At 62.8% G+C, this 20,782-nt stretch carries 26 protein-coding genes and 1 pseudogene; 18 read left to right on the plus strand and 9 right to left on the minus strand.

What is annotated here, in order from left to right:
* Positions 1-340 (minus strand): annotated as a pseudogene (locus tag P7A97_RS18390) (MFS transporter); the annotation flags it as partial.
* Positions 341-342: 2 nt separating this feature from the next.
* Positions 343-1,266, minus strand: coding sequence for an aldo/keto reductase (locus P7A97_RS18395; RefSeq protein ID WP_277691802.1), 924 nt, complete (start codon positions 1,264-1,266; stop codon positions 343-345).
* Between the two features lie 140 nt (positions 1,267-1,406).
* On the opposite strand from P7A97_RS18395, the gene ppk2 reads away from it, so the two are divergent.
* Positions 1,407-2,198: a polyphosphate kinase 2 gene (ppk2, locus tag P7A97_RS18400; RefSeq protein WP_277691804.1), complete on the plus strand. Its 792-nt coding sequence runs from the start codon at positions 1,407-1,409 to the stop codon at positions 2,196-2,198.
* Between the two features lie 50 nt (positions 2,199-2,248).
* On the opposite strand, the gene P7A97_RS18405 is transcribed toward ppk2, so the two are convergent.
* Both P7A97_RS18405 and upp read right to left on the minus strand, forming a co-directional pair.
* Entirely contained in the window at positions 2,249-3,514 is a 1,266-nt protein-coding gene (locus P7A97_RS18405; protein ID WP_277691805.1) for a uracil-xanthine permease family protein, read from the minus strand.
* 2 nt (positions 3,515-3,516) lie between these two features.
* Positions 3,517-4,155, minus strand: a complete 639-nt coding sequence (gene upp, locus P7A97_RS18410) for a uracil phosphoribosyltransferase (RefSeq protein WP_277691806.1) — start codon at positions 4,153-4,155, stop codon at positions 3,517-3,519.
* Positions 4,156-4,347: 192 nt separating this feature from the next.
* Here upp and P7A97_RS18415 point away from each other — a divergent pair, with 192 nt between their 5' ends.
* The 4 genes from P7A97_RS18415 to mqo all read left to right on the plus strand — a co-directional run bounded on the left by P7A97_RS18415 (position 4,348) and on the right by mqo (position 7,682).
* Complete coding sequence (locus P7A97_RS18415; RefSeq protein ID WP_277691807.1) at positions 4,348-4,905, plus strand: hypoxanthine-guanine phosphoribosyltransferase; 558 nt, start codon at positions 4,348-4,350, stop codon at positions 4,903-4,905.
* Positions 4,906-5,376 carry a WbuC family cupin fold metalloprotein gene (locus P7A97_RS18420; protein ID WP_277691808.1) on the plus strand — a complete coding sequence of 157 codons (471 nt, stop codon included), beginning with the start codon at positions 4,906-4,908 and terminating at the stop codon, positions 5,374-5,376.
* Positions 5,377-5,525: 149 nt separating this feature from the next.
* Positions 5,526-5,813: a PA4642 family protein gene (locus tag P7A97_RS18425; protein WP_277691809.1), complete on the plus strand. Its 288-nt coding sequence runs from the start codon at positions 5,526-5,528 to the stop codon at positions 5,811-5,813.
* 381 nt (positions 5,814-6,194) lie between these two features.
* Positions 6,195-7,682 carry a malate dehydrogenase (quinone) gene (gene mqo, locus P7A97_RS18430; RefSeq protein WP_277691810.1) on the plus strand — a complete coding sequence of 496 codons (1,488 nt, stop codon included), beginning with the start codon at positions 6,195-6,197 and terminating at the stop codon, positions 7,680-7,682.
* Between the two features lie 52 nt (positions 7,683-7,734).
* On the opposite strand, the gene P7A97_RS18435 is transcribed toward mqo, so the two are convergent.
* Complete coding sequence (locus P7A97_RS18435) at positions 7,735-7,959, minus strand: hypothetical protein (RefSeq protein ID WP_277691811.1); 225 nt, start codon at positions 7,957-7,959, stop codon at positions 7,735-7,737.
* A 165-nt stretch (positions 7,960-8,124) separates the two neighbouring features.
* On the opposite strand from P7A97_RS18435, the gene P7A97_RS18440 reads away from it, so the two are divergent.
* On the plus strand, positions 8,125-8,712 hold the full coding sequence (locus tag P7A97_RS18440) for a YajG family lipoprotein (RefSeq protein ID WP_277691812.1): 588 nt from the start codon (positions 8,125-8,127) through the stop codon (positions 8,710-8,712).
* A gap of 54 nt (positions 8,713-8,766) precedes the next feature.
* On the opposite strand, the gene P7A97_RS18445 is transcribed toward P7A97_RS18440, so the two are convergent.
* Entirely contained in the window at positions 8,767-8,973 is a 207-nt protein-coding gene (locus tag P7A97_RS18445) for a hypothetical protein (RefSeq protein WP_277691813.1), read from the minus strand.
* Positions 8,974-9,294: 321 nt separating this feature from the next.
* On the opposite strand from P7A97_RS18445, the gene P7A97_RS18450 reads away from it, so the two are divergent.
* Positions 9,295-9,576, plus strand: a complete 282-nt coding sequence (locus tag P7A97_RS18450; RefSeq protein WP_277691814.1) for a hypothetical protein — start codon at positions 9,295-9,297, stop codon at positions 9,574-9,576.
* Between the two features lie 61 nt (positions 9,577-9,637).
* On the opposite strand, the gene P7A97_RS18455 is transcribed toward P7A97_RS18450, so the two are convergent.
* Entirely contained in the window at positions 9,638-10,801 is a 1,164-nt protein-coding gene (locus P7A97_RS18455; protein WP_277691815.1) for a 1-acyl-sn-glycerol-3-phosphate acyltransferase, read from the minus strand.
* 97 nt (positions 10,802-10,898) lie between these two features.
* On the opposite strand from P7A97_RS18455, the gene P7A97_RS18460 reads away from it, so the two are divergent.
* The 3 genes from P7A97_RS18460 to P7A97_RS18470 are packed head-to-tail and all read left to right on the plus strand — an operon-like array spanning position 10,899 to position 11,987.
* Entirely contained in the window at positions 10,899-11,081 is a 183-nt protein-coding gene (locus tag P7A97_RS18460; protein ID WP_277691816.1) for a CPXCG motif-containing cysteine-rich protein, read from the plus strand.
* On the plus strand, positions 11,082-11,342 hold the full coding sequence (locus P7A97_RS18465; protein ID WP_277691817.1) for a DUF2007 domain-containing protein: 261 nt from the start codon (positions 11,082-11,084) through the stop codon (positions 11,340-11,342). It begins immediately after the preceding gene.
* Between the two features lie 27 nt (positions 11,343-11,369).
* On the plus strand, positions 11,370-11,987 hold the full coding sequence (locus P7A97_RS18470; protein WP_277691819.1) for an SOS response-associated peptidase: 618 nt from the start codon (positions 11,370-11,372) through the stop codon (positions 11,985-11,987).
* Positions 11,988-12,054: 67 nt separating this feature from the next.
* Here the strand turns inward: P7A97_RS18470 and P7A97_RS18475 are convergent, their stop codons facing one another.
* Positions 12,055-12,954, minus strand: coding sequence for a LysR substrate-binding domain-containing protein (locus P7A97_RS18475; RefSeq protein ID WP_277691820.1), 900 nt, complete (start codon positions 12,952-12,954; stop codon positions 12,055-12,057).
* 106 nt (positions 12,955-13,060) lie between these two features.
* Here P7A97_RS18475 and P7A97_RS18480 point away from each other — a divergent pair, with 106 nt between their 5' ends.
* Together P7A97_RS18480 and fghA are read left to right on the plus strand one after the other, a co-directional pair.
* Positions 13,061-14,173 (plus strand): S-(hydroxymethyl)glutathione dehydrogenase/class III alcohol dehydrogenase, encoded by a 1,113-nt coding sequence (locus tag P7A97_RS18480; protein WP_277691821.1) that lies wholly within the window; start codon positions 13,061-13,063, stop codon positions 14,171-14,173.
* A 44-nt stretch (positions 14,174-14,217) separates the two neighbouring features.
* Positions 14,218-15,063 (plus strand): S-formylglutathione hydrolase, encoded by an 846-nt coding sequence (fghA, locus tag P7A97_RS18485; protein ID WP_277691823.1) that lies wholly within the window; start codon positions 14,218-14,220, stop codon positions 15,061-15,063.
* A gap of 42 nt (positions 15,064-15,105) precedes the next feature.
* Here fghA and P7A97_RS18490 read toward each other — a convergent pair whose 3' ends face one another.
* The gene (locus P7A97_RS18490; RefSeq protein WP_277691825.1) at positions 15,106-15,651 is read right to left on the minus strand and encodes a Dps family protein; all 546 of its coding nucleotides are present in this window, start codon (positions 15,649-15,651) and stop codon (positions 15,106-15,108) included.
* A 256-nt stretch (positions 15,652-15,907) separates the two neighbouring features.
* On the opposite strand from P7A97_RS18490, the gene ispF reads away from it, so the two are divergent.
* Genes ispF through P7A97_RS18520 form a run of 6 tightly spaced genes read left to right on the plus strand, consistent with a single transcriptional unit; the run spans position 15,908 to position 20,714 of the window.
* On the plus strand, positions 15,908-16,381 hold the full coding sequence (gene ispF / locus P7A97_RS18495) for a 2-C-methyl-D-erythritol 2,4-cyclodiphosphate synthase (RefSeq protein ID WP_277691826.1): 474 nt from the start codon (positions 15,908-15,910) through the stop codon (positions 16,379-16,381).
* Positions 16,378-17,436, plus strand: a complete 1,059-nt coding sequence (gene truD / locus P7A97_RS18500; protein ID WP_277691828.1) for a tRNA pseudouridine(13) synthase TruD — start codon at positions 16,378-16,380, stop codon at positions 17,434-17,436. The genes ispF and truD overlap by 4 nt, the downstream gene beginning before the upstream one ends.
* A complete protein-coding gene (gene surE, locus P7A97_RS18505; protein ID WP_277691829.1) occupies positions 17,424-18,173 on the plus strand; it encodes a 5'/3'-nucleotidase SurE in 750 nt (249 codons plus the stop codon). Before truD ends, surE begins: the two co-directional genes overlap by 13 nt.
* A gap of 32 nt (positions 18,174-18,205) precedes the next feature.
* Positions 18,206-18,841 carry a protein-L-isoaspartate(D-aspartate) O-methyltransferase gene (locus P7A97_RS18510; RefSeq protein WP_277691892.1) on the plus strand — a complete coding sequence of 212 codons (636 nt, stop codon included), beginning with the start codon at positions 18,206-18,208 and terminating at the stop codon, positions 18,839-18,841.
* 24 nt (positions 18,842-18,865) lie between these two features.
* Positions 18,866-19,804: a DUF368 domain-containing protein gene (locus tag P7A97_RS18515; RefSeq protein WP_277691830.1), complete on the plus strand. Its 939-nt coding sequence runs from the start codon at positions 18,866-18,868 to the stop codon at positions 19,802-19,804.
* A gap of 49 nt (positions 19,805-19,853) precedes the next feature.
* Entirely contained in the window at positions 19,854-20,714 is an 861-nt protein-coding gene (locus P7A97_RS18520; RefSeq protein WP_277691831.1) for a peptidoglycan DD-metalloendopeptidase family protein, read from the plus strand.
* Positions 20,715-20,782: the final 68 nt, after the last annotated feature.

Here is a 20,782-nt window from a genome sequence, read left to right on the forward strand (position 1 = left end):
AGCCGCGTGCCAGCCACAGGCCTTCGCCGGCCACGGTGAACAGTACGGCGAACACCAGCAGGTTGAGACCGAAGAAGCCGAACACCCAGTCGACGAACTGCCGGCGCGGCACCCGCGAGTTGAGCCAGGCGAACAGCGGCACGGCCAGCAGCATGGCAATGAAGGTCGCGCTGAACAGCCATTGCAAGTGTTCCACGCCGGCCTGAATGCCCATTGCCTCGCGAATGGGCCGCAGCATGAAGTAGCCGCAGAACAGGCAGAAGAACAGGGCGAAGCCCGCCAGTGCGGCGTTCAGCTCATCGTCCGCAGCGTTGATTGCCCTGGCCAGACGTTGACGCATGCTCAGGCGAACAGCTCGATGATGCGCTGGCGTTGGGTCGCGTTGGGCAGCTGGCCCTGGCCGGCCTTGAGGTTGTCGGCCATGTAGCGCGGGTTGGACGTGGCGGGGATCACCGCCGTGACGGCCTGGTTGGCGAGGATGAATTTGAGCATCAGCTGGGCCCAGGAGCTGGCGCCGAGCTCAATCATCGCCCAATCGGGCAGGTCCTTGCCGCGCACCTTGTCGAACAGTGCGGCGCGCTGGAAGGGGCGGTTGATCAGCACGGCAATGCCTTTGTCGGCACAGAAGGGCAGCAGCTCGCGCTCGGCATTGCGCTCGCCCACCGAGTAGTTGAACTGTACGAAGTCCACCGGCTCTCGGCGCAGTACCTGCAGCAGACGCTCGTGGGCGCTGTCCAGGTAATGGGTAACGCCGATGTAGCGCACCTTGCCCTGTTCCTTCAATTCACGCAGCAGACCCAGCTGGGTCTCGGTGTCCTGCAGGTTGTGCACCTGCAGCAGGTCGATGCGCTCTGTGCGCAGAGCGGCGAAGCTCGCTGCGATCTGCCGTTGCCCGGCCTCGCGTCCACTGGACGAGACCTTGCTGGCCAGGAACAGACGCTTGCGCATGTCGTCCTTGGCGGCCAGTGCCCCGCACACGGCTTCGGCACGGCCATAGCTGGGTGCGGTGTCGATCAGGCTGGCGCCGCCGTTGACCAGTGTGCGCAGCACCTCGCGTAGCGGCGCCAACTGCTCTTCGTTGAGCGCCACATCATGAGTCCGTGAGGTGCCCAGCCCGATCACCGGCAGTCGCTCTCCGCTGCTGGGAATAGGGCGTTGCATCAGGTTGCTGAGGGCCATGGCTGGCTGGAAAGGCAGCCAGGGCGCCAGCGTCGCCAGGGCGGCGAGGCTGGCGCTGTGCTGAAGAAAACGGCGGCGGCTGGGCATGGCGGGTTCCTCACGAGCGGTCGATGGGTTTATCCCTTGGTTATAGGCCAGACCACGAGCTTGCCCGGTTGTTACAGCGTTTTGTGCGATGTGTTGATTCCCAGCCTACGCTTGCAGGGAAAGAGTACGGAGGTGGCAGGATGGCCAAGCAGGAGTCTGCAGCAAAGTTGAAGCGCAAGGACTATGAAGAGCAGTTGAAGAAGCTGCATGTGCAGCTGGTTCACTTGCAGCAGTGGGTGGTGGCCAGCGGGGCCAAGGTGGTGATCGTGTTCGAAGGGCGCGATGGGGCCGGCAAGGGCGGCACCATCAAGGCCATTACCGAGCGGGTCAGTCCACGCATCTTCCGTGTGGTGGCGTTGGCGGCTCCCACCGAACGGGAGAAGAGCCAGATGTACGTGCAGCGCTACCTGACCCACATGCCAGGGGCCGGGGAGGTCGTGATCTTCGATCGCAGCTGGTACAACCGCGCCGGCGTCGAGCGGGTGATGGGCTTTTGCACGGACGATCAGGTGGATAAATTCCTCAGCCAGGCGCCGGCCTTCGAACGCAACATGGTCGAGTCCGGGATCATCCTGATCAAGTACTGGCTGGAAGTCAGCCCCGAGGAACAGGCGCGCCGGTTGCACGCGCGCATCGACGATGGGCGCAAGACCTGGAAGCTGTCCCCGATGGACATCAAGTCGTTCACCCGCTGGGACGACTACACCCGGGCCCGCGATGAAATGTTCGCCGCCACCGATACGCCCTGGGCGCCCTGGTATGTGGCGCGTTCGGAAGACAAGAAGCGGGTGCGGCTGAACGTGATCAGCCATCTGCTGCAGCAGATTCCCTACGAGAGGGTGGAGCAGCCCAAGGTCAAGCTGCCCAAGCGCAAGGTCGGCAAGTACAAGGCGGCCAACTATCCGTTCAAGTACATTGCCGAGCCGTTCTGAGAGGGCATGTCATCCCTCTCCCGTGATGGGAGAGGGATGTGGTGGAGTCCTCAGAGGTCAGGATCGAGCGGCGGGTGCTTGTGCCAGGCGCTGCCGCCCGGCAGCAGCAGGTTCAGGCCCAACGCCACCAGCGCCGCCAGCGAGATGCCGGAGAGGCTGAATTCGTTGCCACCGATGGCCATGCCGCCGATGCCGAACACCAGCGGCACGGAGACGATGATCAGGTTGCGCGCCTCGGACAGATCGACCTGATGGCGGATCAGCGTATTCAGGCCGACCACGGCGATGGAGCCGAACAGCAGGCAGAGAATGCCGCCCATCACCGGCACTGGAATGGCCTGCAGCGCGGCACCGAACTTGCCGATGAAGGCCAGGCCGATGGCGAACACGGCGGCCCAGGTCATGATCTTCGGGTTGTAGTTCTTGGTCAGCATCACCGCGCCGGTCACTTCGGCGTAGGTGGTGTTGGGTGGGCCACCGAACAGGCCGGCGGCCGAGGTGGCCAGGCCGTCGCCAAGCAGGGTGCGGTGCAGGCCGGGTTTCTTGATGAAGTTGTTGCCGGTGACGCTGCCGATCGCCACCACGCCGCCGATATGCTCGATGGCCGGTGCCAGGGCGACCGGCACGATGAACAGGATGGCGCCCCAGTGCAGTTCGGGAGTGACGAAGGCCGGTACGGCCAGCCAGGGCGCGGCAACCACGGCGTCAGTATTGATCACGCCGAAGAAGGCCGACAGCACGCAGCCCACGGCAATGCCGGCGAGGATCGGCACCAGGCGCAGCAGCCCCTTGCCGAGCACGGCGACCACCACGGTAGTGACCAGCGCCGCCATCGAGATGATCAGCGCGGTGTGGTAGGGCACCAGTTCCATGGCGCCATCACCGGTCTTGCCCATGGCCATGTGCACGGCCACCGGCGACAGTGCCAGGCCGATGGAGATGATCACCGGAGCGATCACCACCGGCGGCAGCAGGCGGTCGATGAAGCCGGCGCCGCGAACCCGCACCAGGGCGCTGAGCAGCACATAGACCAGGCCGGCGGCAACGATGCCGCCGAGCACGGCCGGCAGGCCGAACTGGCCCTTGGCAGCCAGGATCGGCGCAATAAAGGCAAAGGAAGAGGCCAGGAACACCGGTACCTGGCGGCCGGTGACCAGTTGGAACAGCAGCGTGCCGATGCCGGCGGTGAACAGGGCGACGTTGGGGTCCATGCCGGTAATCAGTGGCATCAGCACCAGGGCGCCGAAGGCCACGAAGAGCATCTGCGCGCCGGAGATCACCTGGCGCCAGAGTGGATCATTGAACTGCTGGCTCATGCTCAGGCGTCCTTCTGCTTGGTGCCGAAGATCTTGTCGCCGGCATCACCGAGGCCGGGAATGATGTAGCCGTGCTCGTTGAGTTTCTGATCGATCGAGGCCGTGTAGATCATCACATCGGGGTGAGCGTCTTCCACGACCTTGATGCCCTCTGGTGCGGCGACCAGCACCATGGCGCGAATTTCCTTGCAGCCGGCTTTCTTCAGCAGGTCGATGGTGGCGACGAGGGAGCCGCCGGTGGCCAGCATCGGGTCGATGATCAGTGCCAGGCGCTCGTCGATCTCGGGTGCCAGCTTCTCCAGATAAGTGTGCGCCTGCAGCGTTTCTTCGTTGCGCGCCACGCCCACGGCGCTGACCTTGGCGCCCGGAATCAGGCTGAGTACGCCGTCGAGCATGCCGATGCCGGCGCGCAGGATGGGCACCACGGTGATCTTCTTGCCCGCGATCTTCTCTACCTGTACCGGGCCAGCCCAGCCTTCGATCTCGTAGTGTTCCAGAGGCAGGTCGTTGGTGGCCTCGTAGGTCAGCAGGGCGCCGACTTCCTGAGCCAGTTCACGGAAGTTCTTGGTGCTGATGTCGGCGCGGCGCATCAAGCCGATTTTGTGACGGATCAGCGGGTGGCGGATCTCGCGGATGGGCATGCAAAGTCTCCTGGCGGCAAATTCTGGCTAGAGTAAAGCACTGCTCATGCCAGATTGAAGGCGCGCAGTTTACTGCCTGGCTTGAGCAAATGGTCAGAAAAAGCGCCATCGGACTTGCTCCGAAACGCATCACTGAGTACATTCGCCGCCCATTTTTTAGCCAGCAGCACTCATTGCTAACCGGAGCCCGCCATGTCCGCCGATCTCGCCCAAATCCGTCAAGTCATGGCCGAAGCCGATTGCCTGTTCACCGAGGCTCAGGTCGAGGCGGCCATTGACCAGGTTGGTGCCGCCATCAGCGCCGAGCTGGCCGAGCGCAACCCGGTGGTGTTCTGCGTGATGAACGGCGGTCTGATCTTTGCCGGCAAGCTGCTGACCAAGCTCAACTTCCCGCTGGAGCTGTCCTACCTGCACGCCACCCGCTACCGCAGCGAGACCACCGGCGGCGAGCTGTTCTGGAAGGCCAAGCCGGAAATCTCCTTCATCGACCGCGAAGTGCTGATCATCGACGACATCCTCGATGAAGGGCACACCCTGTCTGCCATCATCGAGTTCTGCAAGCACGCTGGCGCCCGTGCCGTGCACACCGCGGTGCTGATCGACAAGGATCACGACCGCAAGGCACGTCCGGATCTGAAGGCCGATTACGTCGGCCTGTCTTGCGAAGACCGCTTCATCTTCGGCTACGGCATGGACTACAAGGGCTACTGGCGCAACGCCGCGGGTATCTACGCCGTCAAAGGCCTGTAAGTGCGGGCACCTGCTTTTCTTGATCGCCGCCTGTTCGCCGAACTGGCGGCCAAAGCCGGGGAGAGTCCGCGCCAGCGCGCCCACCACAACCTGCACGAGATGAGCGAGCCCTGCCACCGCCTGGCGGTGGGGCTGCAGCCAGAGACCTACATTCCACCGCACCGCCATCTGTCCGCCGACAAGGCCGAGACCCTGCTGGTGCTGCAGGGGCGCATCGGCCTGCTGCTGTTCGGCGAAGACGGCAGCCTCCGATCGACCCGCCTGCTCGAAGCAGGTGGTGATTGCGTTGGCGTCGACCTCGCACCGGGCCAGTTCCACGCCCTGGTCGTGCTGGCGGCCGACAGCATCCTGTTCGAATGCAAGGCCGGCCCCTACCGGCCGCTGGTCGAGGCCGAGCAGGCAAGCTGGGCACCGCGCGAGGGGGAACCCGAGGCGGCGGCCTACCTGGCCTGGATGAAGGCACAGTTTTAACGGTACTGGCCGATTTCTTCCCGTCTTACCACTGGCAGGCAGTGCAACTGAGTCGCTGTGCCGCGCCAACAGTGCTTTAGTCGCGTTGAGTGGCGCTCGGGGCAAGGGTAAACTGCCGGCCCCGTGATACCCGCTAGCTGGAGTGCGTGATGCGTAAAGACAAGAAACAGGTGATTGGCGAAGAAATCGGCGACGACGCCATCAAGCTGTTCCTCGCCGTCGAGCCGGCGGATGCCACACCGCCCTCCCTGCACAAACTGGTCAAGGCCTATCGCGGCCTGCGCATTGATGACTTCGAACGTTTTCTCGGTTTCTTCAAGGAAGCCGGCTATGACCTGGATGCCAAGGACGCCCAGGGCAATGACTTTATTGCCCTGATCCAGGATCAGCGCCAGGCCGAGCCCTATGTCGAAGCGATGAAAGCGGCCAAAGCCTGATCATTCGTATGCAAAATGACCATTTGCCGGAGTTTGTGCATTTTTTGCGCCTGCGCTAGCGGCAAAGTGGTATCTTGCGCGCCGGAAAATACCGGCCCGCAGAGGGTTGTTCGGGGCTATGCCTGTACTGCATCCCCCGTACGCTCAGGCACAGAGCCTGCATGCGCCGGTGGAAGGTTAAAGAATTGAACGCACGTCTGCCCACAGGCAGTGCGTGCCTGACGAGGTTGCTCGGGATCGAACCAGGCCAAGTCATCGGCTGTCGATACCGGTGCCTCCGAAGCTCCAGACACTCGTCTGGCTGTCAGTGATTAGACGTCGGTGTGCGGCTCAAAAGGCTGATTTCAACGACTTGGTACTGCAGATCTTGGAGAAGCGTTAATGACGCAAGTCAATCACGAAGCTGTTGATGTGCTGCTGGTGGGTGCCGGCATCATGAGCGCCACCCTGGCGGTGCTGCTCAAGGAGCTGGACCCGAGTCTCAAGCTGGAGATCGCCGAGCTCCGTTCTTCTGGCGCCATCGAAAGCTCCAACCCGTGGAACAACGCGGGTACGGGGCACGCCGGCCTGTGTGAGCTGAACTACACGCCCCAGGCGGCGGACGGCTCGATCGACATCAAGAAAGCCGTTCACATCAATACCCAGTTCGAAGTCTCCAAACAGTTCTGGGCTTACCTGTGTGGCAAGAGCGCTTTCGGTTCGCCCAAGGATTTCATCAACCCGGTTCCGCACCTGAGCTTCGTGCGTGGCGACAAGGACATCGCGTTTCTGAAGAAACGCCACGAGCTGATCAGCCAGCACCATGCCTTCGAGGACATGCAGTACAGCGAAGACAAGGCGCAGATGGCCGAGTGGATGCCGCTGATGATGCAGGGTCGCCAGGCCGATGAGCGCATTGCCGCGACCCGTTCCGCCAACGGCACCGACGTTAACTTCGGCGCCCTGACCCACCAGCTGCTGCAGTACCTGCAGAGCCAGGGCGGCGTCACCATGAGCTACCACCAGAAGGTGGTCGGCCTGAGCCGCAATGCCCAGGGCTGGGCCGCCGAGATCAAGAACACCGAAACCGGCGAGCGCCGCGACGTGCAGGCCAAGTTCGTGTTCCTCGGTGCCGGTGGCGGCGCGCTGCCGCTGCTGCAGATGTCCGGCATTCCGGAAGGCAAGGGTTTTGGCGGCTTCCCGGTCAGTGGCCAGTGGCTGCGTTGCGACAACCCGGACGTGGTCAAGCAGCACCAGGCCAAGGTATACAGCCAGGCCGAAGTGGGCGCACCGCCCATGTCCGTGCCGCACCTGGACACCCGCGTGGTGGACGGCAAGACTTCGCTGCTGTTCGGCCCCTACGCCGGCTTCACCACCAAGTTCCTCAAGTACGGCTCGTTCCTCGACCTGCCGCTGTCGGTGCGTCCGGGCAATATCGGTCCGATGCTCGCGGTGGCGCGCGACAACTTCGACCTGACCCGTTACCTGATCAAGGAAGTGATGCAGTCGCAGGACCAGCGCCTGGAGGCTCTGCGCAAGTTCTACCCGACCCTGAACCCGGCCGACTGGCGCCTGGAAGTGGCCGGTCAGCGCGTGCAGATCATCAAGAAGGACGCCAAGAAGGGCGGCATCCTGCAGTTCGGCACCGAGCTGGTGGCGGCCGAGGATGGCTCCATTGCCGCGTTGCTGGGCGCGTCACCCGGTGCTTCGGTGACGGTATCGATCATGCTCAACCTGATCGAGCGCTGCTTCGCCGAGCAGGCTGGCAGCGAAGCCTGGACCCGCAAGCTGAAGGAAATCTTCCCGGCCCGCGAGAAGGCTCTGGAAGAAGATGCCGCGCTCTATCGCGAGGTGGTGACGCAGAGCACCAAGGCCCTGCAGCTGGTCTGAGTCAGACCGCAACAAAAAAGCCGCCCGCGGGCGGCTTTTTCATGTCTGTGATTCAGGCGGCCAGTGCATGAGCAGGGCGAACGGCGACCCTCACGCGGGCCGAATGGGGCAGCGGCTGGCCGAGCCACTGGTTACTCAGTTCGCGTACTTCGATCCAGCCTGGTTCGGCAGGCGGCTGGTGCGATTCACGCAGGGCGCGACAGGTGCCCTTGGCATCCAGCAGGGCATAGCAGCGCATCCGTGCGCGCGGGCTGAACAGGGACCAGAGACTCATCATGCTTTGCACTCCTCGGATGGGCCTGGCTTTTATCTCATGCCTCGGTGACAAGGCCGTGACAGGAACCGCCGCAGCCATGCCGGGTCAGAATCTCAGCTGTCGGCGCCCCTGGCCGCTGGTTATACTGCCGGCCATTTTTCGCCATCACCTTCTCGGAGATCGCCCATGAAGAAGCACCTGTTGTTCGGTCTGCTTGCCGCTTTCGGCCTTACCCTCGTTGGCTGTGCCCACAGCCCGCAGAACCTGCAGCCGCAGCCCAAGCTGATGGCACCGCTACAGGCAGTTGGCCAGGGGCAGCCGGTGGTAGTCCGCGTGGTCGATGGGCGCCAGTCGCCGGTACTGGGTACCCGTGGCGGCCTGTATCCGGAAACCAGCGCCATCAGCGTACAGGGCAAGGACATCCTGCCGCGTCTGCAGGCCGAAGCCGAAGCTGCCGTGCGCCTGCTGGGCTTCACCCCCAGCCCGAATGCCTACAATGCCCCGCAGCTGACCCTGACGCTGGCCGAGCTGAAGTATCAGTCGCCGAAAGAGGGTATGTACGTGACCGAGGCTGACATCAGCGCTACTTTCCGTGCCGACGTGCAGAACAGCAGCCGTCGCTACAGTGGCCGTTACGGTGCTTCGCTGAACCAGCGTTTCGGCATGGCGCCGAATCAGGAAACCAACACCAAGCTGGTCAGCGATGTGCTCAGCGATGCGCTGACCCGCACCTTCAAGGATCCGACCATCGGCCAGCTGCTCAGCCAGCAGTGATGGGGCGCTCATGAAAAAGCCCGGCCAGTTGGCCGGGCTTTTTGCTGTCTGGGGTCAGGCTGCTTCGGCGTACAGCTCGGGCAGGCTCAGGCCGGTGTGTTCGTCGATGTCGGGCAGGTCGTAGTGTTCATGCCCGCCAAGGGCGCAGTACACCAGCCAATGATGATCGTGCACATTGAAGGAAAGCTCTTCTACCACGGCTTCCACGTCGTCCAGCGAGTCGATCAGGTAGTCGGTATCAACAGGTTGTGGGTTGAGCATGGCGGTTCCTCCGCTATTAAAGTTGCCATCGGTCATATAAAACGACTGATGGGTCACCATAGAGGTACCAAACACTAGGCCAGTGTTATGACGGTTTTCAGACGATTTGGTGATGAAGGCTAACGCTCGTCGGAAACGAAGCTTCTAAACAGTCACTTTCCAGTAGACTGCCGCCCGCCGAGCCCCCTCGGACTGTGAGTCCCGCGCCTTCTCCTGGTGCGCAATATCGGCGCTTTGACCCGGCTAGCAGGCTGTTTGCGCCGCTCTTGCCTGCTTCTGGTGCCGGTTTTTCCTGTTTATGGTGCACTTGAGGTGATTTTCGTGTCCCTGCAGTACCTCTGGACCCTGTTCTCGACCTATCCCGCACAAACCATCAATGCCCTGGCCCTGTTCTTCGCGGTGGCTGGCAGCTGGCTGCTGATGGCCACTCGCCTGCGTGAGCAGCGCGCGATGGCGCGTCTGACTGCTGAGATGGATGAACTTGACGAACAGGCTTCGCTGCTGGACGAGCCAGCCCTGCGTATCAATCGTTTCTTCTACCGTTTCTCGGCTGCAGCGCTAGGGGCAGCGCTGCTGCTGTCCTGGTACAGCACCGGCCTCTGACGGAAGCGGAAAAGAAAAACGGCAGCCCATGGGCTGCCGTTTTCGTCTCCGCTGCAGCCGGCTACAGGGGGCGGCCGGTCTTGACCCGGTACTGGTTGCGCACCGGCATGGCGTACTGGCCGATCAGCCAGGGGCGCTGTTCGGCAGGGCAGGCCGCCAGGCGGCGCTGCCACTCGGTGCGTGCCTTTTCCAGTTCGGCGGCAGGAAACAGCTGCTCGGCCGTGGGCACGTCGAGTTCGGCATCGCGGCTATCCCACTGGGCGTAGGCCAGGTAATGCACGGGGAACAGGCGGTAGCCGCTGAGAATATGCTGGTCCATCAGCGTGGCCAGTTGCTTGGCATCCTCGAAGCCTTCGCGTACCGGCGTGCCGAAGTGCACATGCACACGGCCTTTGTAGCCGGTGATACCGAGGGCGATGCTGGTATCGTCCTCGCCCTGTGCCTTCTCGTAGCTGCCACTGGTGGCGCGGATCTGCAGTTCACGGGCCTTGGCCTGGTCACAGGGGTCGTATTCGTAGCTGATCGATACCGGTACCAGGTTGAGCGCGGCCAGGGCTTCGGCGAACGGCTCGTCCTTGCGACTCATGTGGAACATCTTGAGGATCGCCGAGTCGGTGCGGTCGTCACCGTCCTTGGCCCGGCCTTCGGCCTGGGCGATCCAGATCGACTGGCCTTCTTCGCGGATCGAGTGGTTGATGTAGCCGGACAGCAACTGGAAGGCCGCCAGCTTTTCACGGCGTCCGCTGATGTTGCGGTGCACGATGAAGCTCTTGTTCAGCCGCATCAGGTCGCTGACGAAGGGGCGCTGCAGCAGGTTGTCACCAATGGCGATGCGTGGCGTCGGCAGGCCGGCGTGGAACACCGCATAGTTGACGAAGGCCGGGTCCATCACGATATCGCGGTGATTGGCCAGGAACAGATAGGGCGTGCCGGCCTTGAGTTGCTCCAGTCCGGAATAGGTCACGCCGTCGGTGGCCTGCTCGATGCTGTGGTCGACATAGGGCTCGATGCGCGCCTGCAGGGCATCCACTGAAGCGATATCGGCCAGCTGCGAACGCAGGCGATGGGCTATAAGAGGTTTGAGCAGCCAGCCAAAAGGGCCGGCCAGGCGCGGAAAACGGAAGTGGGTGAGGGTGCCGAGAAAGGTGTCATCGCTCAACAGGCGCGCCAGTACGGCGGGGACTTCGTGGTCGGCATAGGGTCGGATGGAATCGAATTCGCCCATCATGTTCTCGTCGGTCGGCTGCTCGGAATGCCCGGTTGCATAAAGCGGGGCTTGCAATAGACCGGCGATTATACCGGCAAGTCACACGGAGGCCGTGATGCTGGAAACACAGATGTATCAGTGTCCTTATTGTGGGGAAGCGGTGGAGGCTGTGCTCGATCTGTCTGGCGGTGATCAATGCTATGTCGAGGACTGTGCGGTGTGTTGCCGGCCGATTGTGTTCGATCTGCATACCGATGGTGTTGACTGGTCCCTGGATGTGCGGCGGGAGGACGATTGAATGCAGCGAATATATGAGCCGCAGGATCTGCTGGAAGCCGAGCTGCTGCTGGGCATGCTGGCCAGCGAGGGGGTGGATGCGCACCTCACCGGGCGGCATCTGCTGGGCGCCGTGGGGGAGTTGCCGGCGCTGGGCTTGCTCGGCCTGTGCGTGGAGGATCAGCAAGCCGAACGGGCGCGGGTGCTTATCGCCGCGTACAATGCCGCCGCGCCGCTGCCCGGCGAGGAGCCTGAGAGCTGCCCGGGCGTGCTGCTCTGTTGATTTACTTCACTGGAACCCCTTTGCCGCATGAGTGGACGCTACGCCCTGTTTCGCTGGCCGCAGGCCATTTCCGGCTTGCCGGGTTTTCCCGCCAATCTGGCGCAGCGCTGGAATCTGTCGCCCGGCGCCCAGGTGCTGTTCCTGCATCAGGCTGATGGTGAGTTGCAGGCGGCCGCTGGTCGCTGGGGGCTGACCCCGGCCTGGCTGGACGATTTCGCCAAGGCGCCGGCTCATGCCCGCGCCGAAACCCTGGCCGAACAACCGATGTTTCGTGAGGCCTTTCGCCTGCGTCGCTGCGTGCTGCCGGCCAACGGTTTTTACGAGTGGCGCGGCCAGGCCAACCGCAAGCGCCCGTACTGGATGAGTAGCGAGGGCCTGCTGTATTGCGCGGGGGTCTGGGAGCTGTATCCGACCGCCGGACAGACCTACCTCAGCGTGGCGATGGTGACGCGCGAGGCCAGTTACCTGCGTCGCCCTTTACTGCTCGATCAGGCTGCGACCCGTATCTGGCTCGATCCGCAGGCCACGCCGGAACAGTTGCAGGTGGTGATGCAGGGCGCGCAGCCGCCGCTGCGTGAGCGGGCGTTGGCCAACCTGGTCAACGATCCGGCTTTCGAAGGGCCGGATTGTCTGACGCCGGCGTAGGTGGTGGGCGGTCTGCGTCGGGCTTCGCTACGTTCAACCCGAGCAGCGATGCGGTAGCCGCCAAGGCTCAGTCGCTGAGGTGTTGGTATTCCGGGCGCTGGGCCAGGCCTTCTTTCAGTAGATCGACCAGCAGGCGCACCTTGGGTGACAGGTGGCGTTGCTGCGGGTAAAGCGCCCACACCGCCGTGTGTGGCGGGCGCTGCTGGGGCAGTAGGTCGACCAGCGCGCCACTGCGCAGGTGTGGTTGCACGTAGTAATCCGGCAGCTGGCACAGGCCGAAGCCGCGCAGCGCGGCATCGAGCACCGCTTCGCCGCTGTTGCAGCGCCAGTTGCCCTGTACCCGCTGGCTCAGTTCGCGTCCCTCCTGCTGAAAGGTCCAGTGATCGCTGCTGCCGATCAGGCAGTTGTGCCGGTTCAGTTCGGACAAGGAGTGCGGGCGACCGTAGCGCTCTAGATACTCGGGCGCTGCACACAGGTGCATGGCCCGCGGTGCCAGGCGGGTGGCGATCAGGCGCGAGTCCTGCAGGCGACCGAGGCGGATGGCCAGGTCCATGCCGCTGTGCAACAGGTCGAGCGTCTGGTTGCTCAGTTCGATCTCCACCCGCAGCTGGGGGTGGCGGGCCATGAACGCGTTGACCAGCGGCACGATGAAACGCTCGCCGTAGGCCACCGCGCAGGTCATGCGCAGCAGGCCCTTGGGTTCGTCGTTGAGGTCGCCGACGGCGCGCAGGGCTTCCTCGCGGGCGTCCTGCAGACGCTGGCAGTGCTGCAGAAAGGTCTGCCCGGCCTCGGTCAGCGTGACCTTGCGCGTGCTGCGGTAGAACAGGCGCGTCTGCAGGCGCTCTTCCAGGCGTGCCACCTGGCGGCTGACCTGCGAGGTAGACAGGCCCAGCCGTTTGGCAGCAGCGGCAAACTGGCCCAGTTCGGCCACGGCGACGAATTCATCAAGGCCTTCCCAACGGCTCATGGATTATCCCTGTTTGGCAATAATGTTTTGCAAGTATGCCGATTATCCCTGGAAAGGCGCTGTTCTACACTCTCGCCACTTTGCCAAACCGCTGGAGAGAGAACTCATGATCAAGTCCCGCGCCGCCGTGGCCTTCGGCCCGAACGAACCTCTGAAAATCGTCGAAGTGGATGTGGCGCCGCCCAAGGCCGGCGAGGTGCTGGTGCGCATCGTCGCCACCGGCGTGTGCCACACCGACGCTTACACCCTGTCCGGTCAGGACAGCGAAGGCGTGTTCCCCTGCATCCTTGGCCACGAAGGCGGTGGCATCGTCGAGGCGGTGGGCGAGGGTGTCACCTCGGTCAAGGTCGGTGACCACGTGATCCCGCTGTATACGGCCGAGTGCCGCCAGTGCAAGTTCTGCACCTCGGGCAAGACCAACCTGTGCAGCTCGGTACGTGCCACCCAGGGCAAGGGCCTGATGCCGGACGGTACCAGCCGTTTCAGCTACAACGGTGAGCCGGTGTACCACTACATGGGCTGCTCGACCTTCTCCGAGTACACCGTGCTGCCGGAAGTCTCGGTGGCAGTGATCCCCAAGGAAGCGCCGCTGGAGAAGGTCTGCCTGCTCGGCTGTGGCGTGACCACCGGCATTGGTGCCGTGCTGAATACCGCGAAGGTGACCGAAGGCTCCACCGTGGCCATCTTCGGCCTCGGCGGCATCGGCCTGGCGGCGATCATCGGCGCCAAGATGGCCAAGGCCAGTCGCATCATTGCCATCGACATCAATCCGGCCAAGTTCGACGTGGCCCGAGAGCTGGGCGCGACCGATTTCGTCAATCCGAAGGATCACGCCAAGCCGATCCAGGACGTGATCGTCGAGATGACCGACGGCGGCGTTGACTACAGCTTCGAGTGTGTCGGCAACGTGCAGCTGATGCGCGCGGCGCTGGAGTGCTGTCACAAGGGCTGGGGCGAGTCGACCATTATCGGCGTGGCGCCGGCCGGCACCGAGATCAGCACCCGTCCGTTCCAGCTGGTCACCGGTCGCGTCTGGCGCGGTAGCGCCTTCGGCGGCGTGAAAGGCCGTACCGAGCTGCCCAACTATGTCGAGAAGGCGCAGAGCGGCGAGATCCCGCTGGACACCTTCATCACCCACACCATGGGCCTGGAGCAGATCAACGATGCCTTCGACCTGATGCACGAAGGCAAGAGCATCCGTACCGTCATCCATTTCTGAGTTGCAGGCCGGGAGTATGGCTCCCGGCCTCGTCGAGGTTTGTCATGACCCTTGAAATCGTTTCCAGCAACAAGAGCTTTGGCGGCTGGCACAAGCGCTATCGACATCGCTCCACCGCGCTCAACTGCGACATGGTGTTCGCCGTGTACCTGCCGCCGCAGGCCGAGCAGGGCGGCAAGTTCCCAGTGCTGTACTGGCTGAGCGGGCTGACCTGCACCGACGAAAACTTCATGCAGAAGGCCGGTGCGCAGAAACTCGCCGCCGAGCTGGGCCTGATCATCGTTGCGCCGGACACCAGCCCGCGTGGCGAAGGCGTGCCGGATGATGCCAACAAGGCCTGGGACTTCGGTCTCGGCGCGGGCTTCTATATCAATGCCACTCAGGAGCCCTGGGCACGGCACTACCGTATGTACGACTACGTGGTGCAGGAGTTGCCGGCGCTGATCGAGGCCAACTTCCCGGCCAGCGACAAGCGCGGCATTGCCGGTCACTCCATGGGCGGTCACGGCGCGTTGATTTGCGCGTTGAAGAATCCGGGGCGTTATCAGTCGCTGTCGGCCTTTGCGCCGATCAGCAACCCTCTGGATTGCCCTTGGGGCGAGAAGGCGTTCTCCCATTACCTGGGGAGCGATCGTGCCCAGTGGCGAGAGTGGGATGCCTGTGCGCTATTGGCCGAGGCGAAGGAGAAGCTGCCGATCCTGGTCGACCAGGGCGATCGTGACGATTTTCTGGAGAACCAGTTAAAGCCCCAGGCTCTGCAGGCGGCCGCCGATGCGGCCGGTCACCCGTTGACGCTGCGTTTGCAGCCAGGCTATGACCATAGCTACTACTTCATCGCCAGCTTTATCGATGACCACCTGCGGCATCACGCGCAGGCTTTGAGTCGCTGAGGCAGAAAAGGGCACCGCCGGGTGCCCTTTTCTTTTCTCGGCTTATTCGCCCAGGCTGGAGCGCAGCATCCAGGCATTTTCCTCATGCACGCCGATGCGTGCGACCAGCATGTCGTGGGTGAACAGGTCGCCGGCTTCTTCCGCCAGTTCGGCGAACTCGCTCATGCGCCGGGCCACCGCCTCGTTGTCCTTGACCAGTTGCTGGATCATCTGCGCTGTGGCTTTGTGCGGCGCCTCGTTGTCGATCACCGTCAGCGCGCGAAAGGTCTCGGCCCCGGTGGGGACGAACTTGCCCAGGGCACGAATGCGCTCGGCAATTGCATCGGCCGCCTGATGCAGTTCGTTGTACTGCTCGTCAGTCAGTTTGTGCAGGCCATAGAAGTTCTGGCCTTGCACGTTCCAGTGCACGCCCAGCGTCTTCACATAGAGGGTGTAACTGTCGGCCACGGCTTTGCTCAGCGCTTCGGCGACCTGTTCGCGGGCGCTGCTATCGACACTGGTGTTGATCGCCAGGCCATCACCCTTGGGTTTCTTGGCAACGGTCTTGGCCTTGGTTTTTGCGACTACCGGTTTTTTGGCTAGGGCCATGATGGTCTCCACTCTTTGCTAGAAAGACGGTTCTATCGACTCGCCACCGGGCTGAAACATTCAACTTTTTTAAACAGGCTCCGGTGAGCAAGCGCCTGCCGCTGCTGTTCGTGGCTACCATGTTGGCCTCGAGGCAAGGCGCTGAGCGGCTCGGTGCCGGCGGCCTGCAGCGCATTTCGTCTTCGCCATTTGCGAATCGGTCGCACCACCTGTCCTTTCGGGTAGAATCCCGGCCCTGTTCAAAAGGGTAACGATCATGCGTATTGGCCATGGCTATGACGTGCACCGGTTCGGCGAGGGTGACTTCATTACCCTCGGCGGCGTGCGTATTCCCCACAAGTTCGGTCTGATTGCCCATTCCGACGGCGACGTGCTGTTGCATGCGCTGAGTGATGCGTTGCTCGGCGCCTGTGCGTTGGGGGATATCGGTAAGCACTTTCCCGACACCGACCCCACCTTCAAGGGGGCCGACAGCCGTGCCCTGCTGCGTCATGTGCTGGGGCTGATCCAGGCCAAGGGGTATGTGGTCGGCAATATCGACGCCACCATCATCGCTCAGGCGCCGAAGATGGCGCCGCATATCCAGACCATGCGTGAGCGAATCGCCGAAGATCTGCAGGTCGAGCTGGAGGCGGTCAACGTCAAGGCCACTACGACCGAGAAGCTCGGTTTTACCGGGCGTGAGGAGGGCATCGCGGTTCACGCCGTGGCGCTGCTGTTCAAGGTATGACCGAGCTGCAACTACTGGGCCCGCGCGCCCATGGTGAGCCCTGTGGCACGGCGGTGCTCAAGGCGGTGGCCGAAGACTTCCAGGTCGATGAAGTGCTGGAGATTCCGCTGTCAGGGCAGGGTGAGCACCTCTGGCTGTGGGTGGAAAAGCGCGGTTTGAACACCGAGGAGGCTGCTCGTCGCCTGGCCCGTGCCGCGGGTGTGTCACAGCGCAATATCAGCTACGCCGGGCTCAAGGATCGCCAGGCGCTGACCCGGCAGTGGTTCAGCCTGCACCTGCCAGGCAAGAGCGATCCTGATCTGAGCGCGGCCGCAAGCGACAGCCTGAGTATCCTCAAAACCGTGCGTCATTCGCGCAAACTGCAGCGCGGCGCCCACTCGGCCAATGGCTTCACCCTGCGCCTGACCAATCTGCATGGCGACCGCGAAGCGCTGGAGCAGCGCCTGCAGAGCATTCGTGAGCAGGGCGTGCCCAACTACTACGGGTTGCAGCGCTTTGGTTGGCAGGGCGGCAATGTGGTCGATGCGCGTGCCTTCGCCGAGCGCAAGGAGCTGCCAGAGCAGCGCAACACCCGTTCGCGTCTGTTGTCGGCGGCGCGCAGCTATCTGTTCAATCGCCTGTTGGCCCGTCGGGTGGCGGCCAGCACGTGGAATGCCGCTCTGGTCGGCGATCTGCTGGCCTTCACCACCAGCCGCAGCTTCTTCATGGCCGGTGAGGCGGAAACCAGCGACCCGCGCCTGGCGATCCTCGACCTGCACCCCACCGGGCCGCTGTGGGGAGAAGGCCCCTCGCCGGCGGCTTCTGCCCCGCATGAGCAGGAACAGGCGGTGGCGGAGGAGGAGCCTGCCCTGGCTGACTGGCTGGTCTCAGCGGGCATGGCGCACGAACGGCGTATCCTGCGCCTCCCCATCACCGGTTTGACGTGGCATTATCCGGAACCCGAGATACTGCAACTGCAATTCGTCCTGCCGGCCGGATGCTTCGCCACCGCGGTGGTGCGTGAACTGGTTGATCTACTGCCGGCAGGGCAGACGGAAACTCCATGCGAATTCTGATCTCCAACGACGACGGGGTGCTGGCGCCCGGTATCGCCGCGCTGCACGGCGCGCTGCAGGACTACGCCGAGTGCGTGATTATCGCCCCGAGCGAGGACAAGAGCGGCGCCAGCAGTGCGCTGACGCTCGACCGGCCGCTGCATCCGTCGACGCTGCCCAATGGCTATATCAGCCTTAATGGTACGCCGACCGACTGTGTCCACCTTGGCCTGAATGCATTGCTCGACCCGGTGCCGGATATGGTGGTGTCGGGTATCAACCTGGGGGCCAACCTGGGTGACGACGTGCTCTATTCCGGCACCGTGGCGGCCGCTCTTGAGGGGCGCTTTCTGGGGCGTCCCGCCTTCGCCTTCTCGCTGTTGTCACGCCAGCCCGATAACCTGCCGACGGCGGCCTATTTCGCGCGCAAGCTGGTCGAAGCCCATGATCGGCTCGACCTGCCGCCGCGTACCGTGCTCAACGTCAACGTGCCCAACCTGCCGCTGGAGCATATCCGCGGTGTGCAGCTGACTCGTCTGGGGCACCGTGCACGCGCGGCAGCGCCGGTCAAACAGCTCAATCCACGCGGCAAGGAAGGCTACTGGATATCCGTCTCCGGTGATGCCGAGGACGGGGGGCCGGGCACCGACTTCCATGCGGTGATGCAGGGCTATGTGTCGATCACCCCGCTGCAGCTCGATCGCACCTTCAACGAGGCCTTCGGCAGCATTGAAGGTTGGTTGGAGGGGCTGCTGTGATGCCAGACATGCAACAGCGCCATGGTATTGGCATGACCTCGCAGCGTACCCGCGAGCGTCTGATCGAGCGCCTGTATGAAGAGGGCCTTTCCAATCCGCATGTGCTGGAAGTCATCCGTCGCACGCCGCGCCATCTGTTCGTGGACGAGGCCTTGGCTCATCGTGCCTATGAGGACACCGCGCTGCCTATCGGTCATAACCAGACCATTTCCCAGCCCTATATCGTCGGACGCATGACCGAGCTGTTGTTGGCCGGCGGCCCGCTGGACAAAGTGTTGGAGATCGGTACTGGCTCCGGCTACCAGACCGCCGTGCTGACCCAATTGGTCGAACGGGTATTTTCGGTGGAGCGTATCCAGTCCCTGCAGGAGCGCGCCAAAGAACGCCTGGCCTCGCTGAATATCCGCAACGTGGTGTTTCGCTGGGGCGATGGCTGGGAAGGCTGGAATGCGCTGGGCCCGTACAACGGCATCATCGTTACGGCCGCTGCGGCGGAGGTGCCGCAGTCGCTGCTGGACCAGCTCGCCATCGGCGGACGCCTGGTGATTCCGGTGGGCTCCGGAGAAACCCAGGAATTGTTGCTGATCGTGCGTGAAGAGGACGGCTATAGCCGGCATGTGCTTGATCTGGTGCGTTTCGTTCCCTTGCTCAATGGGCCTTTGGCCTGATCCGCTCCTGCTACGGAAAGCGCGATGAAAAATTATTTCCTGTTGTTCGCCAAAGGCATGGCGATGGGGGCAGCTGACGTGGTGCCAGGCGTTTCTGGTGGCACAGTTGCCTTCATCACGGGCATCTACGATGAATTGCTGCGTTCCATCGCTAGCGTGCCCGAAGCGCTGGTGCAGTTACTGCGTGGTCGGGTGGCCAAGGCCTGGCAGATCGCCAATGTCAATTTCCTGCTGGTGCTGTTCGCCGGGATTCTCACCAGTGTGTTCAGCCTGGCGCGTTTGATCACCTGGCTGCTGGACACGCATCCGATTCCACTGTGGTCGTTCTTCTTCGGCCTGATTCTGGTTTCCAGTCATCTGGTGGCTCGGGAGATTGGGCGCTGGAACTGGACGCGCGTGTTCAGTTTTGTGGTGGGTATCGCCTTCGCCTGGTGGATTACCGTAGCTTCGCCCATGCAGTGGGGCAGTGATCCGCTAAGCCTGTTCCTGGCGGGCGCCATCGCCATCTGCGCCATGATCCTGCCGGGTATTTCGGGCAGTTTCCTGCTGCTGTTGATGGGGCTTTATGCCGTGGTGTTGGGGGCGGTCAAGAGTCTGGATCTGACTGTGCTGGCCGTATTCGCGGCGGGCTGCTTGGTCGGTATTCTCAGTTTTTCACGCCTGCTCAGTTGGCTACTGTCGCGCTATCGTGATCTGACCCTGGCCTTCCTCACCGGTCTGATGCTCGGTTCGCTAAACAAGGTCTGGCCCTGGAAGCAGACGCTGACCTGGCGTGCCGACAGCCATGGTCAGCAAGTTCCGTTGCAGCAGGAAAACCTCTGGCCGACGCAGTTCACCAGCCTGGTCGGGCAGGATTCGCAGTGGATGCTGGCTATTATGCTGGCGGTGGCCGGCGTAGTGCTTGTGCTCGGACTCGAGTGGCTGGCTGGGCGGCAACAGCAAAGCGCTGGTTCTGCCGAATAATTCCGGCACAATACGCGCACTTATAAGCAGAGCGCCAAGGGAGCACGGATTGAGCCTCACACAGCAGCGAAAGCACCACGCCTTGGGTGCAGTGTTTTTCGCAGCCTTGCTGGCAGGCTGCGCAAGCAAGCCGTCGGGACCGGTCCAGGTGGTTGACCGCACGCAGAGCGGTACCCAGGCTCAGCGTCAGTACCAACAACAAGTCACCAGTGGTCAGTATCGGGTTCAGCGTGGCGATACGCTCTATTCGATTGCCTTTCGTTTTGGCTGGGACTGGAAAGCCCTGGCTGCGCGAAACAACATCTCGGCGCCCTATGTGATTCGCCCTGGCCAGGCTATCCATTTTGGTATGCCGCCATCTTCTGCATCTGCAGCGGTGCAGCCGACTAGACCGGCCACGCCAGTCACCGCGCCAGTGGTCAGCAGTCGTCCGCCCGTCCAGAGCGTGCCTGCAACCAAGCCCGCAACGGTCAGTAAAGCCCCTGTTGTGAGCAGTACTCCGCCTGCCCCAGGCAAGGTAGAAAGCGTTACTCGTTCGTCAAAGGGCTGGGCCTGGCCTTCTTCTGGAGTACTGATCGGCAAATTCTCGTCAAACGGAAGTTTGAATAAAGGAATTGATATCGCCGGGAATTTGGGTCAGCCTGTTTTAGCTGCGTCTGATGGGACCGTTGTGTACGCCGGAAGTGGATTACGGGGCTACGGCGAACTGGTCATCATCAAGCATAGCGATACCTACGTAAGCGCCTACGGTCATAACCGCAGGTTGCTGGTTCGGGAGGGACAGCAGGTCAAAGTCGGACAGCATATTGCCGAGATGGGTTCCACAGGAACCGACCGGGTGAAGCTCCATTTCGAGATTCGCCGTCAGGGTAAACCTGTCGATCCTTTGCAGTATCTGCCCCGTCGTTGATCTTGCCGCCAACTTGTTCCACGCGTAGGACGAGCGGGCTTTAGTGTTGCCAAGGAGTCTCCAGCAAT

The organism is Pseudomonas sp. GOM6 (genome assembly GCF_029537485.1).
In the GTDB taxonomy this organism is placed as follows: Bacteria; Pseudomonadota; Gammaproteobacteria; order Pseudomonadales; family Pseudomonadaceae; genus Aquipseudomonas.